Raw genomic sequence first — 23569 nt, 5'->3', positions numbered from 1 at the left:
ATTCACGTAATTGACACAATAAATTAATTTCAGGGTGCTGCCTGCTTTTGGCGTGCTTAAATCATCCCCCCAGATAAGGCATCTGGGGGGATGGGCGTTGATGGCATGATGGTGCGTATCAGGTAACCGGAGCCGGGTTAAACACCGACAGGGCATTATGCAGACCCCATTGATCAGACCAGGTTTTTTTCCTGCCGCTGGCAATATCCAAAATAAAGTGGAACAGCTGCCAGCCCACATCCTCAATAGTGGCCTCACCCGTCGCAATAGTACCGGCGTTAATATCCATCAGGTCATGCCAGCGTTCTGCCAACGCTGAGCGAGTCGCCATCTTGATAACCGGTACGGCTTTGAGTCCGTAAGGCGTGCCGCGCCCGGTGGTAAAGACCTGCACCGTGATACCGGAAGCCAACTGCTGCGTACCACAGACGAAGTCGCTGGCGGGGGTGGCAGCGTAAATCAGACCACGTTTAGTCGGGCGTTGGCCCGGCGATAGTACTTCCACAATCGCGCTGGTGCCGGATTTAGCGATAGACCCCAGCGCTTTTTCCACCACATTGGCCAGGCCGCCTTTTTTGTTACCGGGCGATGGGTTGGCGCTGCGGTCGGTTTTACCGCTGTCCAGATAATCGTCATACCAGGCCATTTCTTCCAGCAGTCGTTTACCGACTTCTTCGTTGATGGCCCGTGGCGTCAGCAGATGGATGGCGTCGCGCACTTCGGTAACTTCGGAAAACATCACCGTGGCACCGCAGCGCACCAGCAGATCAGAGGCGAACCCTACTGCCGGATTGGCGGTCACGCCGGAAAACGCGTCGCTACCGCCGCACTGCATACCAACCACCAGTTCAGAGGCCGGTACGGTTTCACGTTGACGACGGTTGAGCTGTTGCAAGTGTTTATCCGCCATGGACAGGATATCGTCCACCATCGATTTGAAACCGACATGGTGTTCATCCTGTAATCGCACAATACTGGTTTCATCGAGCGAAATCGCCTGCACATCCGGTGTGCCTTGCAGCAGTCGTTCCGGCTGCAGTTTTTCGCAACCCAGCCCGACGACCAGTACTTCGCCACCGAAATTCGGGTTTAACGCCAGATTATGAATAGTGCGAATGGGCACCACTGCCGCTGGGGCATTGATCGCCACACCGCAGCCGTACAGATGGTTCAACGCCACGACGCCGTCGACGTTAGGGTAGCGGGGCAGTAAATCACGCTCTATCAGATTGACGACATAGTCCACCACACCGGCGACGCAGTGAACGCTGGTGGTAATCCCAAGCAGGTTCTTGGTACCGACGCTACCGTCCGGGTTACGGTAGCCCTGGAAGGTAAAACCCTCCAGCGGCGGCAGTGCAGGCGGAACTTTCGTTGCCAGCGGCAGTGTCTCCAGCGCTGGCGCGCTGGGTAATTCCACTAGCGATTCGTCTATCCAACTGCCACGGGCGATATCCCTGAGGGCATAGCCGATGATTTCGCCGTAACGAACGATCGGAGCCCCTTGGGCGATATCGCCTAACGCAACCTTGTGGCCTTGCGGTATATGTTCTTTCAATTCCAGACCACAGCTGAACTGGGTACCGGCTTTCAGGCCATTATTGTTGACGACAATGGCGACATTGTCAGACTCATGGACCTTGATATAAAGCGGCCGCTCACTGTCCACACCCGTTGTTGTATTCTCTGACATGGCGCTAACCTTCATGAATTATCAACTGGTTATAGTTATAACGCGCGGTTTATGTTCACTGTTGCTGCTAATAATAACTTTGCTCGGCATCAGTATAGGTGAGCTTTCCACCATCATGCATTATGCAATTGACTGACATCCCGACGTGTTGTGCTTAATTTCTCGGGCGAAGAAACAATAGGCAGTGAGACCTGTCACATTATTTCGTCCATTGATGTAGCGACTATCCCATTAGGGCTATTTCACCGGCCATTTTGGCCTGGGCAGTGCCCGAACTCCTCACGTACTCCGTGTACGCTCCGGGTTCTCCGCGGCTTCCCGAGTCCAAACTGGCAGCGCCAATAATGCCTACTGGGATAGTCTCTGATTCCCTCCTTATTCTGACCGTCGTGTTTTGTGACTGCGATGACAAAAAACGGTGTTTTCGTGAAATGACTCCCAATGGCTTGGGCGATTGCCATAATCCATTTTGGATATTGTGGTGATTGTTGTGCGCCTGTCCAGTGAGGTGCTCGGTACCGCCCTTTATAATCGTTTCCAGAAGTCTAAGAGGTCCGTGGTTTATTTTTGCTGTTCTGTTTTTCCTTTGCTCAGGTTTCAAACCATTACCGACTCTTGATTTCATTCTGGTAACTCAACCCTACATTGTGTTGTTATTCGGAATGAATGAGCTAACCGCTATCTGAAAGTAGGAGTTCATCATGAATACCGTCAGCACAGCAGCAGGCGTACTACAAAAGAAAACCAACGCCCGTTACTGGATTGTCGTGATGCTGTTCATTGTCACGTCATTCAACTATGGCGACCGAGCCACGATTTCTATCGCCGGTTCCGCCATGTCCAAAGAAATTGGTCTTGATGCCGTTGGCATGGGCTATATCTTCTCCGCGTTCTCCTGGGCTTATGTCATAGGTCAAATCCCCGGCGGCTGGCTGCTGGACCGTTTTGGTTCAAAGCGGGTTTACTTCTGGAGTATTTTCACCTGGTCGCTGTTTACCCTGCTGCAAGGGTTTGTGGATCTCTTCCACGGCTCGGCCATCGTCATTTCCCTGTTTATGTTGCGCTTCATGGTGGGGCTGTGTGAATCCCCGTCTTTCCCTGGTAACAGCCGTATTGTGGCGGCCTGGTTCCCGGCGCAAGAACGTGGTACCGCTGTCGCCATCTTCAACTCCGCGCAGTATTTCGCCACCGTTATCTTCGCCCCCATCATGGGCTGGCTGACGCATGAAGTGGGCTGGGCGCACGTGTTCTGGTTCATGGGCGGCCTGGGTATGGTTATCAGTTTCCTGTGGCTGAAAGTGATTCATGACCCGAAAGATCACCCGGGTGTGAATAAAGCCGAGCTGGAATACATCGAAGCGGGTGGCGCACTGATCAACATGGATGCGTCAGCCGCGAAAAAAGACGTCGCTCGCGGTGAGAAGTGGCACCAGATTAAACAATTACTGACCTCCCGCATGATGATGGGCGTCTATCTTGGCCAATATTGCATCAATGCGCTGACTTATTTCTTTATTACCTGGTTTCCGGTGTATCTGGTTCAGGCTCGCGGCATGTCGATTTTAAAAGCCGGGTTTGTGGCATCAATACCGGCCATTTGCGGGTTTGTCGGCGGCGTGCTGGGCGGCGTAATTTCCGATTACCTGATGCGTCGCACCCAATCGCTGACCCTCGCCCGCAAAACGCCGATCGTGCTGGGTATGATGCTCTCCATGTCGATGGTGATTTGTAACTACGTCACTACGGAATGGGTAGTGATCGCGGTGATGGCCGCGGCGTTTTTCGGCAAAGGCATCGGCGCGCTGGGCTGGGCGGTGATGGCGGATACGGCACCGAAGGAAATCAGTGGTCTGAGCGGTGGCCTGTTCAACATGTTCGGCAATATCTCCGGCATCGTTACGCCGATTGCCATCGGTTATATCGTTGGCAGTACCGGCTCGTTCAACGGCGGCCTGATCTACGTCGGTATCCATGCGTTGGTGGCGATTCTGAGCTTCCTATTCATTGTGCAGGACATCAAACGTATCGAACTGAAACCTTATAAACCCCACTGATGCCGGGTAAGGACGAGAAAATGAGCAGTACGCAAGATACCCCTGTTATTACCGAGATGACCGTCATCCCCGTTGCGGGCTATGACAGCATGTTACTCAATATTGGCGGTGCTCACGGGGCCTATTTCACCCGCAATATCGTGATTCTCAAAGACAACGCCGGTCACACCGGCGTTGGTGAAGCACCCGGCGGCGAGGTGATTTACAACACGCTGACGGCGATGACATCACAGGTCGTGGGGGCACAGGTTGCACGTATGAACCACCTGGTGCATCAGGTTCACAAAGGCAACCAGTCTTCGGATTTCGACTCGTTCGGCAAAGGCGCCTGGACGTTCGAACTGCGGGTCAACGCTGTCGCCGCACTGGAAGCCGCCCTGCTGGACCTGTTGGGGCAGCACCTGAATGTGCCTGTCGCCGAATTGTTGGGGCCGGGTAAACAGCGCGACGAAGTCACCGTGCTGGGTTACCTGTTCTATATCGGTGATCGCACTAAAACCGATTTGCCCTATCTGGCAGGCGAACAGGGTAAACACCCGTGGTATCACCTGCGCCATCAGCAGGCGATGGACAGCGCATCGGTGGTGCGGTTAGCGGAAGCGGCGGCCGATCGTTACGGTTTCAAAGACTTCAAACTAAAAGGTGGCGTACTGCCGGGCGAGCTGGAAATCGACGCCGTGAAGGCATTGAAAAAGCGCTTCCCCGATGCCCGTATCACGGTAGACCCGAACGGTGCCTGGCTGCTTGATGAAGCGATAGGTTTGTGCAAAGGCCTCAATGATGTGCTGACCTACGCAGAAGACCCCTGCGGTGCGGAGCAAGGTTTCTCCGGCCGTGAAGTGATGGCGGAGTTCCGTCGTGCCACTGGGCTGCCGGTCGCGACCAACATGATTGCGACCAACTGGCGTGAGATGAGCCACGCGGTGATGTTGCAGGCGGTAGATATCCCGCTGGCAGACCCGCACTTCTGGACCATGCACGGTGCGGTACGGGTTGCACAACTGTGTGACGAGTGGGGGCTGACCTGGGGTTGTCACTCCAATAACCACTTCGATATTTCGCTGGCGATGTTTACCCATGTGGGGGCGGCGGTGCCGGGCAAACCGACCGCTATCGACACCCACTGGATCTGGCAGGAAGGCCAGCACCTGACCAAAGAGCCGCTGCAAATCATTAATGGCAAAATTAAGGTGCCGGACCGTCCAGGCCTGGGCATTGAGCTGGATATGGCGCAGGTGATGAAAGCTCATGAGCTGCATAAAAAACTGCCGAGCGGTGCGCGTAATGACGCGGCGGCGATGCAGTACCTGATCCCCGGCTGGAAATTTGATCGCAAACGCCCGGTATTCGGACGCGAGTTACCCAAGAATTCTACGTTTTAACAGAAGGAAATTACCATGACGTCGCAAAGTTCTACCCCGGTTATTACCAGTATGCAGGTGATCCCTGTTGCCGGGCACGACAGCATGTTGCTGAACCTCAGCGGGGCGCACGCGCCGTACTTCACCCGTAATATCGTGATCATCAATGACAACGCGGGTCATACCGGCGTGGGGGAAATCCCGGGCGGCGAGAAGATCCGCCAGACGCTGGAAGACGCCGCGGCGCTGGTGGTGGGTAAAACGTTAGGCGAATACAAAAACGTGATGACGGCGGTACGCAACCAGTTTGCCGACCGCGATGCCTCCGGCCGTGGCCTGCAAACCTTCGACCTGCGTACCACCATTCACGTGGTCACCGGTATCGAAGCCGCCATGCTGGACCTGCTGGGGCAGTTCCTGAATGTACCGGTGGCAGCGTTGCTGGGCGACGGTCAGCAGCGTGACGCGGTAGAAATGCTCGGTTACCTGTTCTATATCGGCGATCGCAACAAGACCGACCTGCCGTACCAGAGCCAGCCGAATGACAAATGTGACTGGTATCGCCTGCGCCACGAAGAAGCACTGACGCCGGAAACGGTGGTGCGTCTGGCGGAAGCCGCGTACGAGAAATACGGCTTCAACGATTTCAAACTCAAAGGCGGCGTGCTGGCCGGTAGCGAAGAGGCCGAAGCGGTAACCGCGCTGGCTAAACGCTTCCCGCAGGCACGTATTACGCTCGACCCGAACGGTGCCTGGTCACTGGAAGAGGCGATTCGCCTCGGTAAACAGCTACGCGGTGTGCTGGCTTACGCGGAAGACCCGTGTGGTGCCGAGCAGGGTTTCTCCGGTCGCGAAGTGATGGCAGAGTTCCGTCGCGCCACCGGTTTACCTACCGCTACCAACATGATCGCTACCGACTGGCGGCAGATGGGGCACACCATTTCCCTGCAATCTGTGGATATCCCGTTGGCGGATCCGCATTTCTGGACCATGCAAGGATCCGTGCGTGTGGCGCAGATGTGCCATGAATGGGGCCTGACCTGGGGTTCTCACTCCAATAACCACTTTGATATTTCACTGGCGATGTTCACCCACGTGGCAGCGGCAGCGCCGGGCCGTATTACGGCTATTGATACGCACTGGATTTGGCAGGAGGGCAACCAGCGCCTGACCAAAGAACCGTTGCAGATTGTCGGCGGCATGGTGGAAGTACCGAAGAAACCGGGTCTGGGTGTCGAGCTGGATATGGAACAGGTCATGAAAGCCCATGAGCTGTATAAAAACATGGGATTAGGCGCACGTAACGACGCCGTAGGCATGCAGTACCTGATCCCTAACTGGACGTTCGATAACAAACGTCCTTGTCTGGTCCGTTAATCCATCACGGTTCGTTAATTATCGTAGGTTGTTAATGAAGAGCGCCGCTTCATCCGGGGCGGCGCGGTAAAGAGTAAGGACAAAACATGAAGACGCCACTGTTGCCTAACCAATTTCGCCAGGATTTACGTCAGGGCAATACCCTGATCGGTTGCTGGTGTGCGCTGGCTAATCCGATTTCCACCGAGGTATTGGGGCTGGCAGGGTTTGACTGGCTGGTACTGGACGGCGAACACGCGCCGAACGACATCAACACCTTTATTCCGCAACTGATGGCGCTCAAAGGCAGCCACAGCGCGCCGGTGGTGCGTCCGCCCTGTAATGAACCGGTGATTATCAAACGGTTGCTGGATATCGGTTTCTACAACTTCCTGATTCCTTTTGTGGAAACCGAAGAAGAAGCCATTCGTGCCGTCGCATCAACCCGTTACCCGCCTGCGGGGATTCGTGGTGTATCGGTCGGCCATCGCAGCAATGCTTACGGCACTGAGCCGGACTACTTTGCCACCATTAACGACAACATTACCGTGCTGGTGCAGATAGAAACACAGGAAGGGGTGGACAACCTGGACGCGATTGCCGCCGTCGATGGTGTGGACGGTATCTTCGTCGGCCCCGGTGACCTGTCGGCAGCACTCGGGTATCTGGGCCAGCCGAATCACCCGGAAGTGCAGAAAGTCATTCGCCACATTTTTGAGCGTGCGGCCGCCCACGGCAAACCGAGCGGTATTCTCGCGCCAGTGGAAGCAGACGCGCGTCGTTATCTGGAATGGGGTGCCCGTTTTGTTGCCGTTGGCAGCGACCTGGGGGTGTTCCGTGGTGCCACACAGGCATTGTGCGACAAATTCAAAAAGTAATTCGGATTAATCAGGGCCGCATCGGCCGTCAACATATCTGACCATGTCACTGAATGGACAACGAGGTTATCGCAATGAAAATTGGTTTTATTGGACTGGGTATCATGGGCAAACCGATGAGCAAAAACCTGATTAAAGCGGGTTATTCATTGGTGGTGCTGGACAGAAATAGTGAAGCCGTTGCCGAAGTGACCGCAGCGGGTGCTAGCGCGGCGGCAACGCCGAAAGCCATCGCCGAGCAGAGCGATATCATCATTACCATGCTGCCGAACTCGCCTCACGTAAAAGAGGTGGTACTGGGTGAGAACGGCGTGATCGAAGGCGCACGCAAAGGCGCTATCGTTATCGACATGAGTTCTATCGCGCCGTTGGCCAGCCGTGAAATTGCCGTAGCGCTGGCAGAAAAAGGCGTCGAGATGCTGGATGCTCCGGTCAGCGGCGGTGAACCGAAAGCGATCGACGGTACGCTGTCGGTGATGGTGGGCGGCGATAAAGCGGTGTTTGATCGTTGCTACGACGTGATGAAGGCGATGGCCGGTTCAGTGGTACACACCGGTGACATTGGTGCCGGTAACGTTACCAAGCTGGCGAATCAGGTCATTGTGGCGCTGAATATCGCCGCCATGTCAGAAGCACTGGTGCTGGCAACCAAAGCGGGCGTCAATCCAGACCTGGTGTATCAGGCGATTCGCGGTGGTCTGGCGGGCAGTACCGTGCTGGATGCCAAAGCGCCCATGGTCATGGACCGCAACTTCAAACCCGGTTTCCGCATCGATCTGCATATCAAAGATTTGGCGAACGCGCTGGATACCTCTCATGGCGTTGGGGCGCAATTGCCGCTGACCGCTGCTGTGATGGAAATGATGCAGGCACTGAAAGCCGATGATCTGGGCGGTGCCGATCACAGTGCGCTGGCTCGTTATTATGAGAAGCTGGCGAAAGTGGAAGTCACTCGGTAGTCGACAAGGCGGCGTCGGTATCACGCGCGCCGCCTGGTTGACGGAACATTTTGATTAGCGCCGGTTCTGCAGCGCGGGTAGTTGATGACGCGAGTCGTTTATGAAAATAGTTATCGCACCGGATTCTTACAAAGAGAGCTTATCCGCCCAGGAAGTGGCGACGCAGATTGAGGCCGGTTTTCGGGAAGTGTTCCCCGACGCCAGCTATGTGAAACTGCCGGTCGCCGATGGGGGAGAGGGAACCGTGGAGGCCATGGTGGCGGCAACCCGCGGTAAAATCATCAGAGTGAACGTCACTGGTCCGCTGGGCGATGATATCGAAGCCTTTTTTGGGCTGTCAGGGGATGAAAAAACGGCGTTCATCGAGATGGCGGCCGCCAGTGGACTGGAACGGGTGCCACCGCATCTGCGCAATCCGCTGCTGACCACCAGCTATGGCACCGGCGAGTTGATTCGCAGCGCGCTGGACCACGGTGTGCGTCACTGCATTATTGGTATCGGCGGCAGCGCCACCAATGATGGCGGCGCGGGGATGGTGCAGGCGTTGGGCGCGCAATTGCTGGATGACGCGAAGCAGCCGATCGGCTTTGGTGGCGCGGAGCTGGCCCGGCTGGCGTACATTGATACCCGTTCGCTTGACCCGCGTATTCAGCAGTGTCGTTTCGAAGTCGCGTGTGATGTCACCAATCCACTGACCGGCAAGCAAGGGGCTTCAGCGGTGTTCGGGCCGCAAAAAGGTGCCAGCGAAGCGATGGTAGAACAGCTGGATCAGGCATTGCAGCACTATGCCGGCGTTATCCGTCATGACCTGGATATCGATGTCGAGCCGGTGCCGGGTGCCGGTGCTGCCGGTGGCATGGGCGCGGCGTTACTGGCGTTCTGTGGCGCGGAGTTGCGCCGGGGCATTGAGATTGTGACCGAGGCGCTGGGGCTGGATGAGCTGGTCAAAGATGCATCGTTGGTCATCACCGGTGAAGGCCGCATCGATAGCCAGACCATTCACGGAAAAGTGCCGATTGGCGTGGCGTCTGTCGCCAAGCGCTACCATAAACCGGTGATCGGCATTGCCGGTAGCCTGACGGCCGATGTGGGTGTGGTACACGATCATGGCCTCGATGCCGTATTCAGCGTGCTGTACACCATTTGCTCGCTGGAGGAGGCGTTGGATAATGCCGCCAGCAATGTGCGTATGACGGCGCGCAATATCGCCGCCACCATCAAACTGGCACAGACGATAGCCTGAGCCACTGACTCATCACGAGCCGTCAGTAGGGCGGCTCATCAACCGGCAGGCGCAGCCTTTGTCTGCGACGCCTGCCTGATGGGAAGCCCGGCTGTCGAGCCTGATGACGCTTCCCGGTGAAGAATTCAGGCAGAGATCTCAAGCCGTTTGCGTGCGGCCTTTTCCACATTGGTCATCTCATCCATCAATTCCAGCCATTCCGGCTCCAGCTCATCAACGGGCAGGCCTTTGCGTAGCGACTGTTCAAGGTAGTGGCAAATCTGTTTGAGTCGCGGCACACCGCTATAACTGCAACTGCCGTGCAGTTTATGAATGATATCGACAAGATTATCCGGCGCGTTGCCAGCCAGCACCGCGTTTATCTGCTCACGTACTTCGGGGAGAAAGTCGAGCAACATCGCCAGCAGGTCGCGTGCCAGATCCGGTTTGCTGGCGGCCTGCCGTAATGCCAGGTCCCAGTCCAGTGACAGTGGCGATGGTGTGGTTATTGTTGATGGCAGCACGGTCAATTCAGGCTCGGGCTTGCTGGTATGGTGCAGCAGTGTCTGGCGCAGCATCTGTTCATCAATCGGTTTGGACAGGTAATCATCCATACCGGCCTGCAATAGCACTTCACGCTCTCCACTCATGGTATGTGCCGTGACCGCTACAATTGGGGTGTGTGCGTGTTGCGGCAATCGCCGGATGTGTTCGCTGGCCTGTAAACCATCCATACCCGGCATTTGAATATCCATCAGGATGATATCGAGGCGGTTTTCCTGAGCGCGGGCGATCGCATCCGCGCCGCTTTCACACAAAATGATGTTTTCTACCTGTTCTTCCAGCAATGCACCAATCAACTTCAGGTTGGCGGGGTTGTCATCGACTGCCATCACGCTGAGCGGTAAACGCTGGATCGATGTGGCAGGCGGCGGCAGGGCTGGCACCTCGTCGTGCTGATCCAGGCTAAACAGGTTGGTGTCTTGCAGCAGCGATAAGAGCCGTGGTGCGGTGATAGGCTTGCTTAAACTGGCATGAATGCCGAACGCTTTCAGTTGCTCGGCTTCTATTTCCGCCAGGCTGGGCAACGCCAGAATGACACGGGAGGCCAGACGGCAGAAATCACGAATTTGCGGCGTAAAATCCAGCAGTGTATTGCGATAGTAGATCGGTACACCTATCAGCAGGATATCGAAGGTGCGCTCCGGCAATTGCTCAGGCGTAGGGCTGTAGCTAACGGTAAGCGGCGTATGCACCAGAATGTCCAGCGTCGCCTGCGCCGCCGCCGGGTTGGTTTCCACGTAGGCCAGATGTTTACCCTGCAACGGCGCAAAGTGATAATCCGGTTCCAGCATATGTGGATTCAATGTCAGGTTGACGGTGCACCAGAAGGTGGTGCCCTGATTGAGCTTACTGTGGAAGCTGATATCGCCGCCCATCTCCCGAACCAGTCGCTGGGTAATCACCAGCCCCAAACCGGTGCCGCCGTGCTGGCGTGAAATGCTGGTGTCTGCCTGACGAAACGCCTGAAATAACTGGGTCTGCTGCGCTTCGGCGATACCGATGCCGGTATCTTTAATCTGGATTTCCAGTAATACCTGCAGGTTTTCCTGTTTGCGTTTCTCGATGCGGATATCAATGTTGCCCTGCTCGGTAAACTTGATGGCGTTACCCAGCAGATTGGTAATGATTTGCTGCAAACGCAGCGGATCGCCGACGAATTGTTCCGGCACATCGTGCTGAATGTTGAGTGTCAACTCCAGCCCTTTCTCATGGGCGGTGTGCGCTAAGAGCATGATCACTTCATCAAGTGTGTTGTGCAGCGAAAACGGGATGTTCTCCAGCACCAGTTTCCCGGCTTCCAGCTTGGAGAAATCCAGTACGTCGTTGATGATGTTGAGCAAATTGTTAGCAGAACGCTCAATGGTTTGCAGATAGTCCTTCTGGGTGGTCGTGAGCTGGGTTTTCAGCGTCTGCCGGGTAAAACCGATAACACCGTTGAGCGGTGTGCGCAGTTCGTGAGACATGTTAGCCAGAAATTCGGATTTAATGCGCGCAGCTTCCTGTGCCCGTTTTTTGGCCAAATCCAACTCGACGTTTTGAATTTCCATCTGTTCCAGCGTTTCGCGCAGGTCATACGTTGCCTGGTCGATGTTTTGCTGCATTTCCTCATGGTAGGCGGTCAGTGACATCGCCATCGAGTTGATGCCGTTTTTCAGCATGTCCAACTCGCCCAGCATGTGGCCTTCTACCCGGCTGTCCAACTGGCCGCGACGGATACGGTCTACGGTTTCCACCATGTTGCGAATGGGGGCTGTCACGTCGCGCATCAGGCGATAGGCCAGCAACATGGCCACCCCCATGCAGAACAGCAACAGCATCGCGGCCATGAACATCTCACGGTATTGCTGTAACCGTATCGTGTTTAAATCCAGCTCGACCGCCACATACCCTAATGGCGTTTGTCGACTGACCAGTGAATTGGCGGCAAGCGGGCCTTCGTTTTCGATAGGCATCTGCAACACCAGACTTTCGCCTTCGTCTTGTAATTGCAGCGTGGTCGGCATCGGGCTGCCTGACGGCACCTGCAACATCAAGGCGTGTGGGTTGTTCGGATTACTGGTGACGATTAACTGGTTACGGGCGTCAAATACGCTGATGGCGCGCACAATGCCGGAGTGATGGCGGTGCAGCATGTTGACCAATTGTCGTAGCGATTCAGGCTGTCGTTGGGTCAACGCATAGGCGCTATTGGCGGCCAACGGTTTAATGATGCTGGCACCCGCGTCGGCCAACTGTTCCTGCAACTGGTTATAACGGTGGATGACGAAAAAGCTACTGAGCAACAGCCCGATCAGCATGGTTGGGGCCAGAATCAGTATCATCATTCGTGCGCGCAGACTGTATTTGGTCATGGGGTTCCAATGTGGGACAATTAAGGTCGACTATTCCATTAAATCAATGACAGCACACTTATGGCGCAATTCTACTCTCCAAACCGACGCGTGACGACCCGGCAAACCCTTACCGTGACGGTGACCGATCTCGATCCATTCGGACAGGGTGTCGCCCGTCATCAGGGAAAAACGGTGTTCATTCCCGGCGTCTTACCGGGAGAGCAGGCCGAGGTGCAGCTAACGCAAGATAAACGCCAGTTTGCCCACGCTAAATTACGACGCTTGCTGACCACCAGCGAAGAGCGCGTGACGCCGCGTTGCCCACATTTTTCCGTGTGCGGCGGCTGCCAGCAGCAGCATGCCAGCCAGCCGTTACAGCATCGCAGTAAATCGGCCGCACTGAAACACCTGATGCAACGGGAAACCGGTGAAACCGTGCCGGAGCCGGAGGTTATCGGTGCGGCGGCCTATGGCTACCGCCGCCGCGCACGCCTTGCATTATACTATCAGGCGAAAACACGCCAGTTGCAGATGGGCTATCGGCAGGCGGGGTCGCACGACCTGGTGGATATCAGTGCCTGCCCGATTTTGCATCCGGCGTTGGAAGCCTTACTGGCACCGTTACGCGACTGCCTGGGGCAGTTGCGGGCGCAACGGCGGCTCGGGCATGTGGAACTGGTCTTGGCGGAGCAAGGGCCGCTGGTTATTTTGCGTCATCTGGAGCCGTTGTGTGACGCCGACCGGCACGCGTTGACGGCGTTTGTGCAGGCTTGCGGTGCATCGCTGTTTGTTGCGCCGGAGGCGGGCACGTTGGAGTGTCTGCACGGCGACATGCCGTCTTATCGTATCGCCGGGTTATCGCTGGCGTTCAGTCCGCGTGATTTTATTCAGGTGAATGATGAGATTAACCAACGTATGGTGGCGCAGGCGTTAACGTGGCTGGAACTGCAACCGCAGGACCGCGTGCTCGACCTGTTTTGCGGCATGGGCAATTTTACGTTACCGATGGCGCAGCACGCCGGTCGGGTGGTCGGTATTGAGGGCGTCGCGGCGCTGGTGGAGAAAGGGCAGGAAAATGCCCGGCGCAATGGGCTGACCCAGGTCACATTTTATCATCATAATCTGGAAGAAGACGTTACCCGACAACCGTGGGCGTCAATGGGGTTTGATAAAGTATTGCTTGATCCGGCTCGCGCCGGTGCGCCGGGTGTGATGCCGCAGATTGTGAAACTGGCTCCCCGGCGGGTGGTGTATATATCCTGTAACCCCACCACGCTGGCGAGAGATAGCAAGGTACTGATGGCGGCCGGTTATCGTTTGGCCCGGTTGACCATGTTGGATATGTTTCCACATACCGGACATCTTGAGTCAATGGCACTGTTTTTGCTTGGTTCCGAAGGTTCGGTAAAGTAGGGAGAAATTATGGTTGCGGTAAGAAGTGCGCATTTGAATACCGAAGGCAAGTTCGTGCCGGACGCGTGGATTGCCTCCCTGGGTATCGCCAGTAAAACATCGTGCGAACGTCTCGCTGAGACCTGGCGTTACTGCGAAGAAAAAACGCAAGACCACCCGGATGCGATGTTGCTGTTGTGGCGCGGCATCGAAATGGTGGAAATCCTCTCCACCCTGAGTATGGATAACGACAGCATGCGCGCGGCGATGCTGTTCCCGTTGGCCGACGCCAACGTGGTGGAAGAAGACACGCTGAAGGAAACCTTCGGCAAGAATATCGTCAATCTGGTGCATGGCGTGCGCGATATGGATGCGATTCGCCAGCTTAAAGCCACCCAGCACGATTCGATGGCATCTGAACAGGTGGATAATATCCGCCGCATGCTGTTGGCGATGGTGGAAGATTTCCGTTGCGTGGTGATAAAGCTCGCTGAGCGTATCGCCCACCTGCGTGAAGTGAAAGACGCACCCGAAGAAGAGCGCGTACTGGCGGCCAAAGAGTGTACCAATATCTATGCGCCGCTGGCGAACCGGCTGGGTATCGGGCAGCTCAAGTGGGAGCTTGAGGATTTCTGTTTTCGCTATCTGCACCCGGATGAGTACAAGCGCATTGCTAAACTGCTGCACGAACGGCGTATCGACCGTGAGCAGTACATTGACGACTTCGTTAAAAACCTGCGCGCCTCGATGGCAACCGAAGGGCTGAAAGCCGAGGTTTATGGCCGTCCCAAGCATATCTACAGCATCTGGCGCAAGATGCAGAAAAAATCGCTGTCGTTTGATGAGCTGTTTGACGTGCGGGCGGTGCGTATCGTGGTCGAGCGCTTGCAGGATTGCTATGCCGCGCTCGGGATTGTGCATACCCATTATCGCCACCTGCCGGATGAATTCGACGACTACGTCGCCAACCCTAAACCTAACGGTTATCAGTCGATCCACACCGTGGTGTTAGGGCCGGGCGGCAAAACGCTGGAAATTCAGATTCGTACCCGGCAGATGCACGAGGATGCCGAACTGGGGGTTGCCGCGCACTGGAAATACAAAGAAGGTGCCTCCACCAGCGGGCGCTCCGGCTATGAAGAGCGTATCGCCTGGCTGCGTAAACTGCTGGCCTGGCAGGAAGAAATGGCCGACTCGGACGAAATGCTCGACGAGGTGCGCAGCCAGGTGTTCGACGACCGCGTGTACGTGTTTACCCCGAAGGGCGATGTGGTGGATTTACCTGCCGGTTCCACGCCGCTGGATTTTGCCTATCACATTCACAGCGATATCGGTCACCGTTGCATCGGTGCCAAAGTGGGCGGGCGTATCGTGCCGTTCACCTATCAGTTGCAAATGGGCGACCAGATCGAGGTCATTACCCAGAAGCAGCCGAACCCAAGCCGTGACTGGCTGAACCCCAATCTGGGATATATCACCACCAGCCGCGGGCGCTCCAAAATTCACAACTGGTTCCGCAAGCAGGACAGGGACAAGAATATTCTCGCGGGTAAACAGATCCTGGATGATGAACTGGCGCATCTTGGTGTAAGCCTGAAGATGGCCGAAAAACTGCTGTTGCCGCGTTACAACATCAATTCGATGGATGAATTGCTGGCTGGCATCGGTGGTGGCGATATCCGCCTGAATCAGTTGGTAAACTTCCTGCAATCGAAGGTGAACCAGCCGAGTGCGGAAGAGCAGGATCGCGAAGCGCTGCGCCAGTTGACGCAGAAATCCCAGCAACCGGCTCAGCGTGTCAGCACCAAGGACAATGGCCGGGTGGTGGTAGAAGGGGTTGGCAACCTGATGCACCACATCGCGCGTTGCTGCCAGCCGATTCCGGGGGATGACATTATCGGTTTCATCACCCGCGGGCGTGGTATTTCTATTCACCGTGCCGATTGCGAACAGCTCGATGACCTGCGCAGTCATGCGCCGGAGCGTATTGTCGAAGCGGTGTGGGGGGAAAGCTACTCCAGCGGCTACTCGCTGGTCGTCAGGGTAACCGCCAACGACCGTAGCGGCTTGCTGCGTGATATCACCACCATTCTGGCCAACGAGAAGGTCAATGTGTTGGGGGTATCCAGCCGCAGCGACGTGAAACAGCAACTCGCGACTATCGACATGGATATCGAAATCTACAATCTGCAGGTGCTGGGCCGGGTACTGGCTAAGCTCAATCAACTGCCGGATGTGATTGACGCTCGGCGCTTGCAGGGCAATTAATGGATACCGTTGTTACTACCTTAAGGCGGGCTGGTCCCGCCTTTATCATGTCATTATCAGGATTATTATGAATTCATCTGCCATCGAGCGCTTGCTGCGCATCATGCAGCAACTGCGTGACCCGGAAAACGGTTGCCCCTGGGATCGCGAACAAACCTTTGACACCATCGCCCCGTATACGCTGGAAGAAACCTACGAAGTGCTTGATGCCATCAGCCGTAAGGATTTTGACGACCTGCGCAGTGAACTGGGTGACCTGTTGTTTCAGGTGGTGTTTTACGCACGCATGGCGCAAGAGCAAGGGCTGTTTGATTTCTCGGATGTGTGTGATGCCATCAGCGACAAGCTGGAGCGCCGTCATCCACATATTTTTGGTGACGCCACCTTGTCGAGCAGTGAAGCGGTGCTGGCTAACTGGGAGCAGACCAAAGCGCAAGAGCGGGCAGAAAAAGATCGCCATTCGCAACTCGATGACATTCCCCAGGCGCTGCCCGCGCTGATGCAGGCGCATAAAATCCAGCAGCGGTGTGCCGCCGTCGGTTTCGACTGGACGACGCTTGGGCCAGTGGTCGATAAGCTGTATGAAGAGATCGATGAGGTGATGGTTGAGGCGCAGCAGGCGGTGATCGACCCGGAAAAACTGGGGGAGGAGATAGGCGACATGCTGTTTGCAGCGGTCAATCTGTCCCGTCATCTTGGTCATAAAGCGGAAACGGCGTTGCAGCAGGCTAATCGCAAGTTCACTCGCCGTTTCCAACAGGTCGAGCAACGGATTGCTGCCCAAGGCAAAACCTTATCTGACGCGACGTTAGACGAAATGGAAATCGCCTGGCAGCAGGTGAAAGCATCAGAAAAAAACGCTTGAAGTCATTTTCTGAGTGAAGGGCGCGTTTTATGCGCTTTTTCGTGCTATCCGGCTGATTGTAAACCCGAACATTGTCTATCGCCTGCTTGGGAAATACCTTACCAGCCGGAGCCTGTCAACGTCACAAAGGGTAAAACGATCATTTGTGGCGTCTCCCAGGTTCGGGTATACTAGTTTCCCGTCCTGGTCTTTCCATCGTCCTTAAACCTAAACTTTCAGGTTCAGCATGACAACTAATTATATTTTTGTGACCGGCGGGGTCGTATCCTCTCTGGGTAAAGGCATTGCCGCAGCCTCCCTCGCGGCTATTCTCGAAGCCCGTGGCCTCAACGTGACCATCATGAAACTGGACCCGTATATCAATGTGGATCCGGGCACGATGAGCCCGACGCAGCACGGCGAAGTGTTTGTCACCGAAGATGGCGCTGAAACCGATCTCGACTTGGGTCACTACGAGCGTTTTATTCGTACAAAGATGACGCGCCGCAATAACTTCACCACCGGACGCATCTATTCTGACGTTCTGCGTAAGGAGCGTCGGGGTGACTATCTGGGGGCGACCATTCAGGTCATTCCGCACATCACCAACGCCATTAAAGAACGTATTATCGAAGGCGGCGAAGGCCATGACGTGGTGCTGGTAGAAATCGGCGGTACGGTTGGTGATATCGAGTCTCTGCCGTTTCTTGAAGCGATTCGGCAAATGGCAGTGGAAGTGGGCCGCGAGCACACCCTGTTTATGCACCTGACGCTGGTGCCGTACATGGCTGCGGCGGGTGAGGTGAAAACCAAGCCGACTCAGCATTCAGTGAAAGAATTGCTGTCTATCGGTATCCAGCCTGACGTGTTGATTTGCCGTTCCGACCGCACTGTACCGGCTAACGAGCGCGCAAAAATTGCGCTGTTCTGTAACGTGCCGGAGAAAGCGGTTATCTCGCTGAAGGACATTGATTCCATTTATAAAATTCCAGCGCTATTGAAATCTCAGGGTCTGGACGATTATATTTGTAAACGATTCAGCTTGAACTGTCCGGAAGCAAACCTGTCAGAATGGGAGCAGGTGATTTACGAAGAAGCCAATCCGGTTGGTGAAGTGACCATCGGTATGGTCGGCAAGTATGTAGAACTGCCGGATGCGTACAAGTCAGTCGTTGAAGCGTTGAAGCATGGCGGTTTGAAGAACCGTCTGACGGTGAATATCAAGTTCATTGATTCGCAGGATGTTGAAACCCGCGGTGTCGATGTACTGAAAGGTTTAGATGCGATTCTGGTGCCGGGCGGGTTTGGTTACCGCGGGGTGGAAGGGAAAATCATGGCGGCAGGTTATGCCCGTGAGAACAACATCCCTTACCTGGGCATCTGTCTGGGCATGCAGGTGGCGCTGATCGAGTTCGCTCGCCATGTCGCCGGTATGGACGGCGCCAACTCTACCGAGTTTGTGCCAGACTGTAAGTACCCGGTGGTGGCGCTGATTACCGAATGGCGTGATGCGGATGGTAATCTTGAAGTGCGTACTGAAGATGGCGACCTTGGCGGCACGATGCGTGTTGGCGGGCAGCAGTGCCATCTGACAGAAGGCAGCCTGGTGCGTCAGATGTACGGTGAGCCGACGATCATTGAACGTCATCGCCACCGTTACGAAGTCAACAATATGTTGTTAAAACAGATTGAGGCGGCGGGATTACGTGTTGCTGGTGTCTCCGCAGACCGCAAGCTGGTTGAGATTGTCGAAATTCCTGATCATCCGTGGTTCGTGGCGTGTCAGTTCCATCCGGAATTTACCTCCACACCGCGTGACGGGCACCCGCTGTTCGCCGGCTTTGTCAAAGCCGCCGGGGCGTACCAGAAGCGTCAGGTGAAGTAAGGTTTTACCAGTGAAATGAGTTTTGCAGCAACGCGCGGTCTTCTGATCGCGCGTTGCCGTCTGAGGTTTTAGTTTAACTTGTACTGAGGAAAATCTGATGTCCAAAATCGTTAAAGTCATTGGCCGTGAAATCATCGACTCACGCGGAAACCCGACTGTTGAAGCGGAAGTTCACCTGGAAGGTGGTTTCGTTGGTCTGGCTGCTGCACCGTCAGGCGCTTCTACTGGCTCCCGCGAAGCGCTGGAACTGCGTGACGGCGACAAATCCCGTTTCCTGGGCAAAGGCGTTACTAAAGCCGTTGCTGCGGTAAACGGTCCGATTGCACAGGCTGTTCTGGGCAAAGACGCTAAGGATCAGGCTGCTATCGACAAGATCATGATCGATCTGGACGGTACCGAGAATAAATCCAACTTCGGCGCTAACGCCATTCTGGCTGTTTCTCTGGCTAACGCCAAAGCCGCTGCCGCGTCTAAAGGCCTGCCGCTGTATGCTCACATCGCTGAACTGAACGGCACCCCGGGCAAATACTCCATGCCGCTGCCGATGATGAACATCATCAACGGTGGTGAGCACGCCGACAACAACGTCGACATCCAGGAATTCATGATTCAGCCGGTTGGCGCGAAAACTGTTAAAGAAGCCATCCGTATGGGTTCTGAAGTGTTCCACAACCTGGCAAAAGTACTGAAGTCCAAAGGCATGAACACTGCTGTAGGTGACGAAGGTGGCTATGCGCCGAACCTGGGCTCCAACGCTGAAGCGCTGGCCGTTATCGCTGAAGCGGTAAAAGCAGCCGGTTACGTGCTGGGCAAAGACATCACTCTGGCGATGGACTGTGCAGCGTCTGAATTCTACAAAGACGGTAAATACGTTCTGGCTGGCGAAGGCAACAAAGCGTTCACCTCTGAAGAATTCACTCACTTCCTGGAAGACCTGACCAAACAGTACCCGATCGTTTCTATCGAAGACGGTCTGGACGAATCTGACTGGGACGGTTTTGCTTACCAGACCAAAGTGCTGGGCGACAAAATCCAGCTGGTGGGCGACGACCTGTTCGTCACTAACACCAAGATCCTGAAAGAAGGTATCGAGAAAGGCATCGCCAACTCCATCCTGATCAAATTCAACCAGATCGGTTCTCTGACTGAAACGCTGGCTGCTATCAAGATGGCGAAAGATGCAGGCTACACTGCCGTTATTTCTCACCGTTCTGGCGAAACTGAAGACGCTACCATCGCTGACCTGGCGGTAGGTACGGCGGCTGGCCAGATCAAAACCGGTTCTATGAGCCGTTCTGACCGTGTTGCTAAGTACAACCAGCTGATTCGTATCGAAGAAGCACTGGGCGACTCTGCACCGTTCAACGGCCTGAAAGAAGTGAAAGGTCAGGCTTAATCGCCTGCCATCCGGTGAGTTAACTCGCCGGAAATCACCTCTGCAATCCGGAAGCGTTTTCGCTTCCGGATTTTTTTTGCCTGTCGCTCATGGTCTGCTGCCAGCGCGATACGGTCTGGTGTGGTAGATAGCGTTACCCTGTCTTTTGACCTGCCAGGAAGGGGGCGATGTTGTGGATGTATGAGCACGCTTCCTGACTCTTTTTAGAGTCCTGAACCTTGCACTAACAAATAATGAACCTGATCCCAAATCTCTTCTTCGCCGCATGCGGCCTGCCTCACGACCCGGTAGAGTGATTTCAAACTACAGGTTCTGCTGATTCAAAATCCTATTTCGATAAGAAGTTTGAAGCCGATCGGCTGGTTCTTCCCGCGGATGCCAGCAGCGATGAGGGGGTGGCAAACGCACAAAGGTTTTTGCCTTGCTGCCTCGTTACCTTAACGCTACGGCGGCAGCGATGTTTTTTAGGGCCGCTGCAACACCTTCATAAATACAATCAATGAGGAAGGATGGCGATGAAAACACGTAAGATTGGGCTGGCGAATTATCTGGCCTATGGTTCCGGCGACTTTCTCGGGGCCGGCACCACGGCGCTCACCGCTGGCTGGTTGCTCTATTTTTACACCACGTTTTGCGGTCTGACGCCGATTGAGGCGACCTTTATTTTTGCTATGGCCAGGGTGCTGGATGCCGTCGTCAGCCCATTGATGGGCTTCCTGACCGATAACTTCGGTTCGACCTGGTTGGGTAAGCGTTTCGGGCGTCGCAAATTCTTTATTCTGCTTGGTATTCCTTGTGTCTTCAGCTACAGCCTGATGTGGGTCGGCCACATGGATTACTGGTATTACCTGCTAACTTACCTGCTGTTTGACGTGATCTACACCATGGTTCTGGTGCCGTATGAAACGCTGGTGCCGGAAATGACGGATGACTTTAAACAAAAAACCAAGTTTTCCGGCGCGCGTATCGCGCTGGCACAGTTGTCGGCCATTCTGGCCGCGTTTTTGCCGGGCATTCTGCTGGGGCATTTCGGTAAAGATAACGCGGTGTCTTTTTTCTACGCCAGTCTGGTGTTCTCAGTCATTTGCGCGTGTGTACTGACATTGGTGTATCTGTTTACCTGGGAGCGCTCACGCGACCAGATGTCTGAAGCCTCATTACGGGCGGAAAAAGAACGTCAGTCACTGACGCTCGGACAGAGCCTCAAGCGCCTCAATATTGAACTGCTGTCGACGCTGCGCATTCGCATCTTCCGCCAGCATTTAGGGATGTATCTGGGCGGTTACATCGCGCAGGACGTATTTAATGCGGTGTTCACGTATTACGTGGTGTTCGTGTTGATGCAAAGCCCGACGGTGGCGTCAAACCTGATGGGGACGATGGCTATCCTGCAATTTATCTCGGTGATCGCGATGATCCCGTTGTGCATCAAATTTGGTCCGGCACCGTCTTACCGCATGGTGGTATGCCTGTTTGGTGTAAGTGCACTCTCGTATGGCTTCCTCTATTACAGCGGGATGCATTCGGCGTTTTCGCTGTTGTTGCTGGTATCTGGTCTGGCCGGTCTGGGACGTGGCGGCATCAACTATGTCCCGTGGAATACCTATACCTACATTGCCGATGTGGACGAGGTGATCACTGCACAACGTCGTGAAGGGATTTTCGCCGGGATTATGACCTTGACCCGTAAAGCCTCTCAGGCGGGGGCGGTGATGCTGGTGGGGATCGTTTTACAGTTATCCGGTTTTGTTTCTGGTCAGAGCGTGCAGGCACCGGGCGTCAGCCACACCATTCTGACGGTGCTGTGCTTTGGGACTGTCGCCGTACTGGCATTGGGTTTTCTGGTATCTCTGCGCTTTAAACTGAATCTGCAAACCCATGAAGTGTTGCGGCAGGAAACGGCGAAAATGCGCGAAGCTGGCCGTATCGTACCGGAAAAAATTACGCCTGAAGCGCGTGAGACGGTGGAGATGCTGGCGGGTATGCCTTATGAGTCGCTGTGGGGGAACAACAACATTGGTTACCTCAACCGCCATAAAGCGCCAGCCCGGCCAATAGCCCGTGGAACGCCTCACCACGGCGTCCATTGAGTCTGTCGTTAAACTGACGCGCGATTGACGCGATGTGATTGACTGTTAAGCCATCGATTGATGGGTAATAAAACTGGAACTGGATATCTGTTATGACCATTTTTCCTGTAAAGCATAGTGCGCTGTTGCGCCAGCCCGAATACGTTATCTCACGGGACGAGTTAAAGGCATTGATTTGCCGGGTGACCGACAACCTTGTCAATATCGAAGATAAAACCGGCGAATTCCTGCTGCGTCTGGATGACGGGCGGGTCATCGACACCAAAGGGTGGGCAGGTTGGGAATGGACGCACGGCATCGGGCTGTATGGCATCTACCAGTATTATCGCCAGACCGGTGACGAGCGGATGCGCGCTATCATCGATGACTGGTTTACTGCTCGACTGGAAGAGGGAACGCCGACCAAAAACGTCAACACGGTATGCCCGTTTTTGACGCTGGCCTACCGCTATGAAGAAACCGGCGACAGTCGTTGGGTGCCGTATCTTGAACGCTGGGCAGAATGGGTGATGTACGATATGCCGCGTACCCACAAGGACGGGTTGCAGCATATTGTCTATAACAGCGAAAACACCGATCAACTGTGGGACGATACCCTGATGATGAGCGTGTTGCCGCTGGCGAAGATCGGCAAACTGCTTAATCGCCCTGAATTTGTGGAGGAGGCGACTTACCAGTTCCTGCTGCATGTGCAGTACCTGATGGATCGTCAAAGCGGCCTGTGGTTCCACGGTTGGACTTTTGACGGCAACCACAGTTTTGCCCAGGCGCGTTGGGCTCGCGGCAACAGTTGGTTGACCATCGTTATTCCGGAGTTTATCGAACTGCTGGATTTGCCGGAAGGTAACGCCACCCGACGTTTTCTGATTCAGGTGCTGGAGAGCCAGGTCGATGCGCTGACGAAGTATCAGGATGATAGCGGTCTGTGGCATACCCTGCTCGATGACCCTAATTCTTATCTGGAAAGCTCCGCGACTGCCGGGTTTGCCTATGGCATCTTGAAAGCGGTACGCAAACGCTATATCGACCGTCGCTACGCAGAGGTAGCGGAAAAGGCGATGCGTGGCGTACTGGCAAATATCAGTGAGAGCGGTGAGCTGCTCAACGTCTCCTTCGGGACGGCGATGGGGAAAGATCTGGATTACTATCGCCAGATTCCGCTGACCTCCATGCCGTATGGTCAGGCGATGGCGATTTTGTGTCTGTCAGAGTACTTGCGCGTTTATCTGTAAACACGTCGACAGGTAAAGGTCATGTTGCACGGGCTTCCACTG

The 23569-nt window shown here is 55.0% G+C and carries 15 protein-coding genes; 13 read left to right on the top strand and 2 right to left on the bottom strand.

The features are described from left to right. Positions 1-118 precede the first annotated feature (118 nt). Positions 119-1708, bottom strand: coding sequence for a galactarate dehydratase (gene garD / locus DZE2538_RS15675; protein ID WP_019846173.1), 1590 nt, complete (start codon positions 1706-1708; stop codon positions 119-121). Between the two features lie 686 nt (positions 1709-2394). On the opposite strand from garD, the gene DZE2538_RS15665 reads away from it, so the two are divergent. From DZE2538_RS15665 to DZE2538_RS15640, 6 genes are all read left to right on the top strand, one after another. Beyond that, complete coding sequence (locus DZE2538_RS15665) at positions 2395-3747, top strand: MFS transporter (protein ID WP_023640630.1); 1353 nt, start codon at positions 2395-2397, stop codon at positions 3745-3747. A gap of 20 nt (positions 3748-3767) precedes the next feature. Next, positions 3768-5129 (top strand): enolase C-terminal domain-like protein, encoded by a 1362-nt coding sequence (locus DZE2538_RS15660; RefSeq protein WP_038916750.1) that lies wholly within the window; start codon positions 3768-3770, stop codon positions 5127-5129. Positions 5130-5144: 15 nt separating this feature from the next. Next, on the top strand, positions 5145-6485 hold the full coding sequence (gene gudD / locus DZE2538_RS15655) for a glucarate dehydratase (protein ID WP_012885971.1): 1341 nt from the start codon (positions 5145-5147) through the stop codon (positions 6483-6485). 86 nt (positions 6486-6571) lie between these two features. Next, the gene (garL, locus tag DZE2538_RS15650; RefSeq protein WP_019846169.1) at positions 6572-7342 is read left to right on the top strand and encodes a 2-dehydro-3-deoxyglucarate aldolase; all 771 of its coding nucleotides are present in this window, start codon (positions 6572-6574) and stop codon (positions 7340-7342) included. Positions 7343-7410: 68 nt separating this feature from the next. Next, positions 7411-8301 (top strand): 2-hydroxy-3-oxopropionate reductase, encoded by an 891-nt coding sequence (garR, locus tag DZE2538_RS15645; RefSeq protein ID WP_172640073.1) that lies wholly within the window; start codon positions 7411-7413, stop codon positions 8299-8301. Between the two features lie 100 nt (positions 8302-8401). Then, positions 8402-9544 (top strand): glycerate kinase, encoded by a 1143-nt coding sequence (locus tag DZE2538_RS15640; RefSeq protein WP_038916749.1) that lies wholly within the window; start codon positions 8402-8404, stop codon positions 9542-9544. A 125-nt stretch (positions 9545-9669) separates the two neighbouring features. Here the strand turns inward: DZE2538_RS15640 and barA are convergent, their stop codons facing one another. After that, positions 9670-12438, bottom strand: coding sequence for a two-component sensor histidine kinase BarA (barA, locus tag DZE2538_RS15635; RefSeq protein ID WP_038916748.1), 2769 nt, complete (start codon positions 12436-12438; stop codon positions 9670-9672). 60 nt (positions 12439-12498) lie between these two features. Here barA and rlmD point away from each other — a divergent pair, with 60 nt between their 5' ends. The 7 genes from rlmD to bglB all read left to right on the top strand — a co-directional run bounded on the left by rlmD (position 12499) and on the right by bglB (position 23527). Beyond that, positions 12499-13833, top strand: a complete 1335-nt coding sequence (gene rlmD, locus DZE2538_RS15630) for a 23S rRNA (uracil(1939)-C(5))-methyltransferase RlmD (RefSeq protein WP_038916747.1) — start codon at positions 12499-12501, stop codon at positions 13831-13833. 9 nt (positions 13834-13842) lie between these two features. Then, entirely contained in the window at positions 13843-16080 is a 2238-nt protein-coding gene (gene relA, locus DZE2538_RS15625) for a GTP diphosphokinase (protein WP_019846164.1), read from the top strand. Positions 16081-16147: 67 nt separating this feature from the next. Continuing rightward, entirely contained in the window at positions 16148-16945 is a 798-nt protein-coding gene (gene mazG, locus DZE2538_RS15620; RefSeq protein WP_019846163.1) for a nucleoside triphosphate pyrophosphohydrolase, read from the top strand. Between the two features lie 226 nt (positions 16946-17171). After that, the gene (pyrG, locus tag DZE2538_RS15615; RefSeq protein ID WP_016940421.1) at positions 17172-18809 is read left to right on the top strand and encodes a glutamine hydrolyzing CTP synthase; all 1638 of its coding nucleotides are present in this window, start codon (positions 17172-17174) and stop codon (positions 18807-18809) included. A gap of 97 nt (positions 18810-18906) precedes the next feature. Continuing rightward, positions 18907-20205 carry a phosphopyruvate hydratase gene (gene eno, locus DZE2538_RS15610; protein WP_012885962.1) on the top strand — a complete coding sequence of 433 codons (1299 nt, stop codon included), beginning with the start codon at positions 18907-18909 and terminating at the stop codon, positions 20203-20205. A gap of 515 nt (positions 20206-20720) precedes the next feature. Continuing rightward, positions 20721-22295, top strand: coding sequence for an MFS transporter (locus DZE2538_RS15605; RefSeq protein ID WP_023640624.1), 1575 nt, complete (start codon positions 20721-20723; stop codon positions 22293-22295). Positions 22296-22387: 92 nt separating this feature from the next. Continuing rightward, entirely contained in the window at positions 22388-23527 is a 1140-nt protein-coding gene (gene bglB / locus DZE2538_RS15600) for a beta-galactosidase BglB (RefSeq protein WP_038914531.1), read from the top strand. Positions 23528-23569: the final 42 nt, after the last annotated feature.

This window comes from Dickeya zeae NCPPB 2538 (assembly GCF_000406165.1).
Classification (GTDB): Bacteria; Pseudomonadota; Gammaproteobacteria; order Enterobacterales; family Enterobacteriaceae; genus Dickeya; species Dickeya zeae.
Note: the sequence above shows the minus strand (reverse complement) of the source record. Positions and strands in the feature narration are given on the sequence as shown.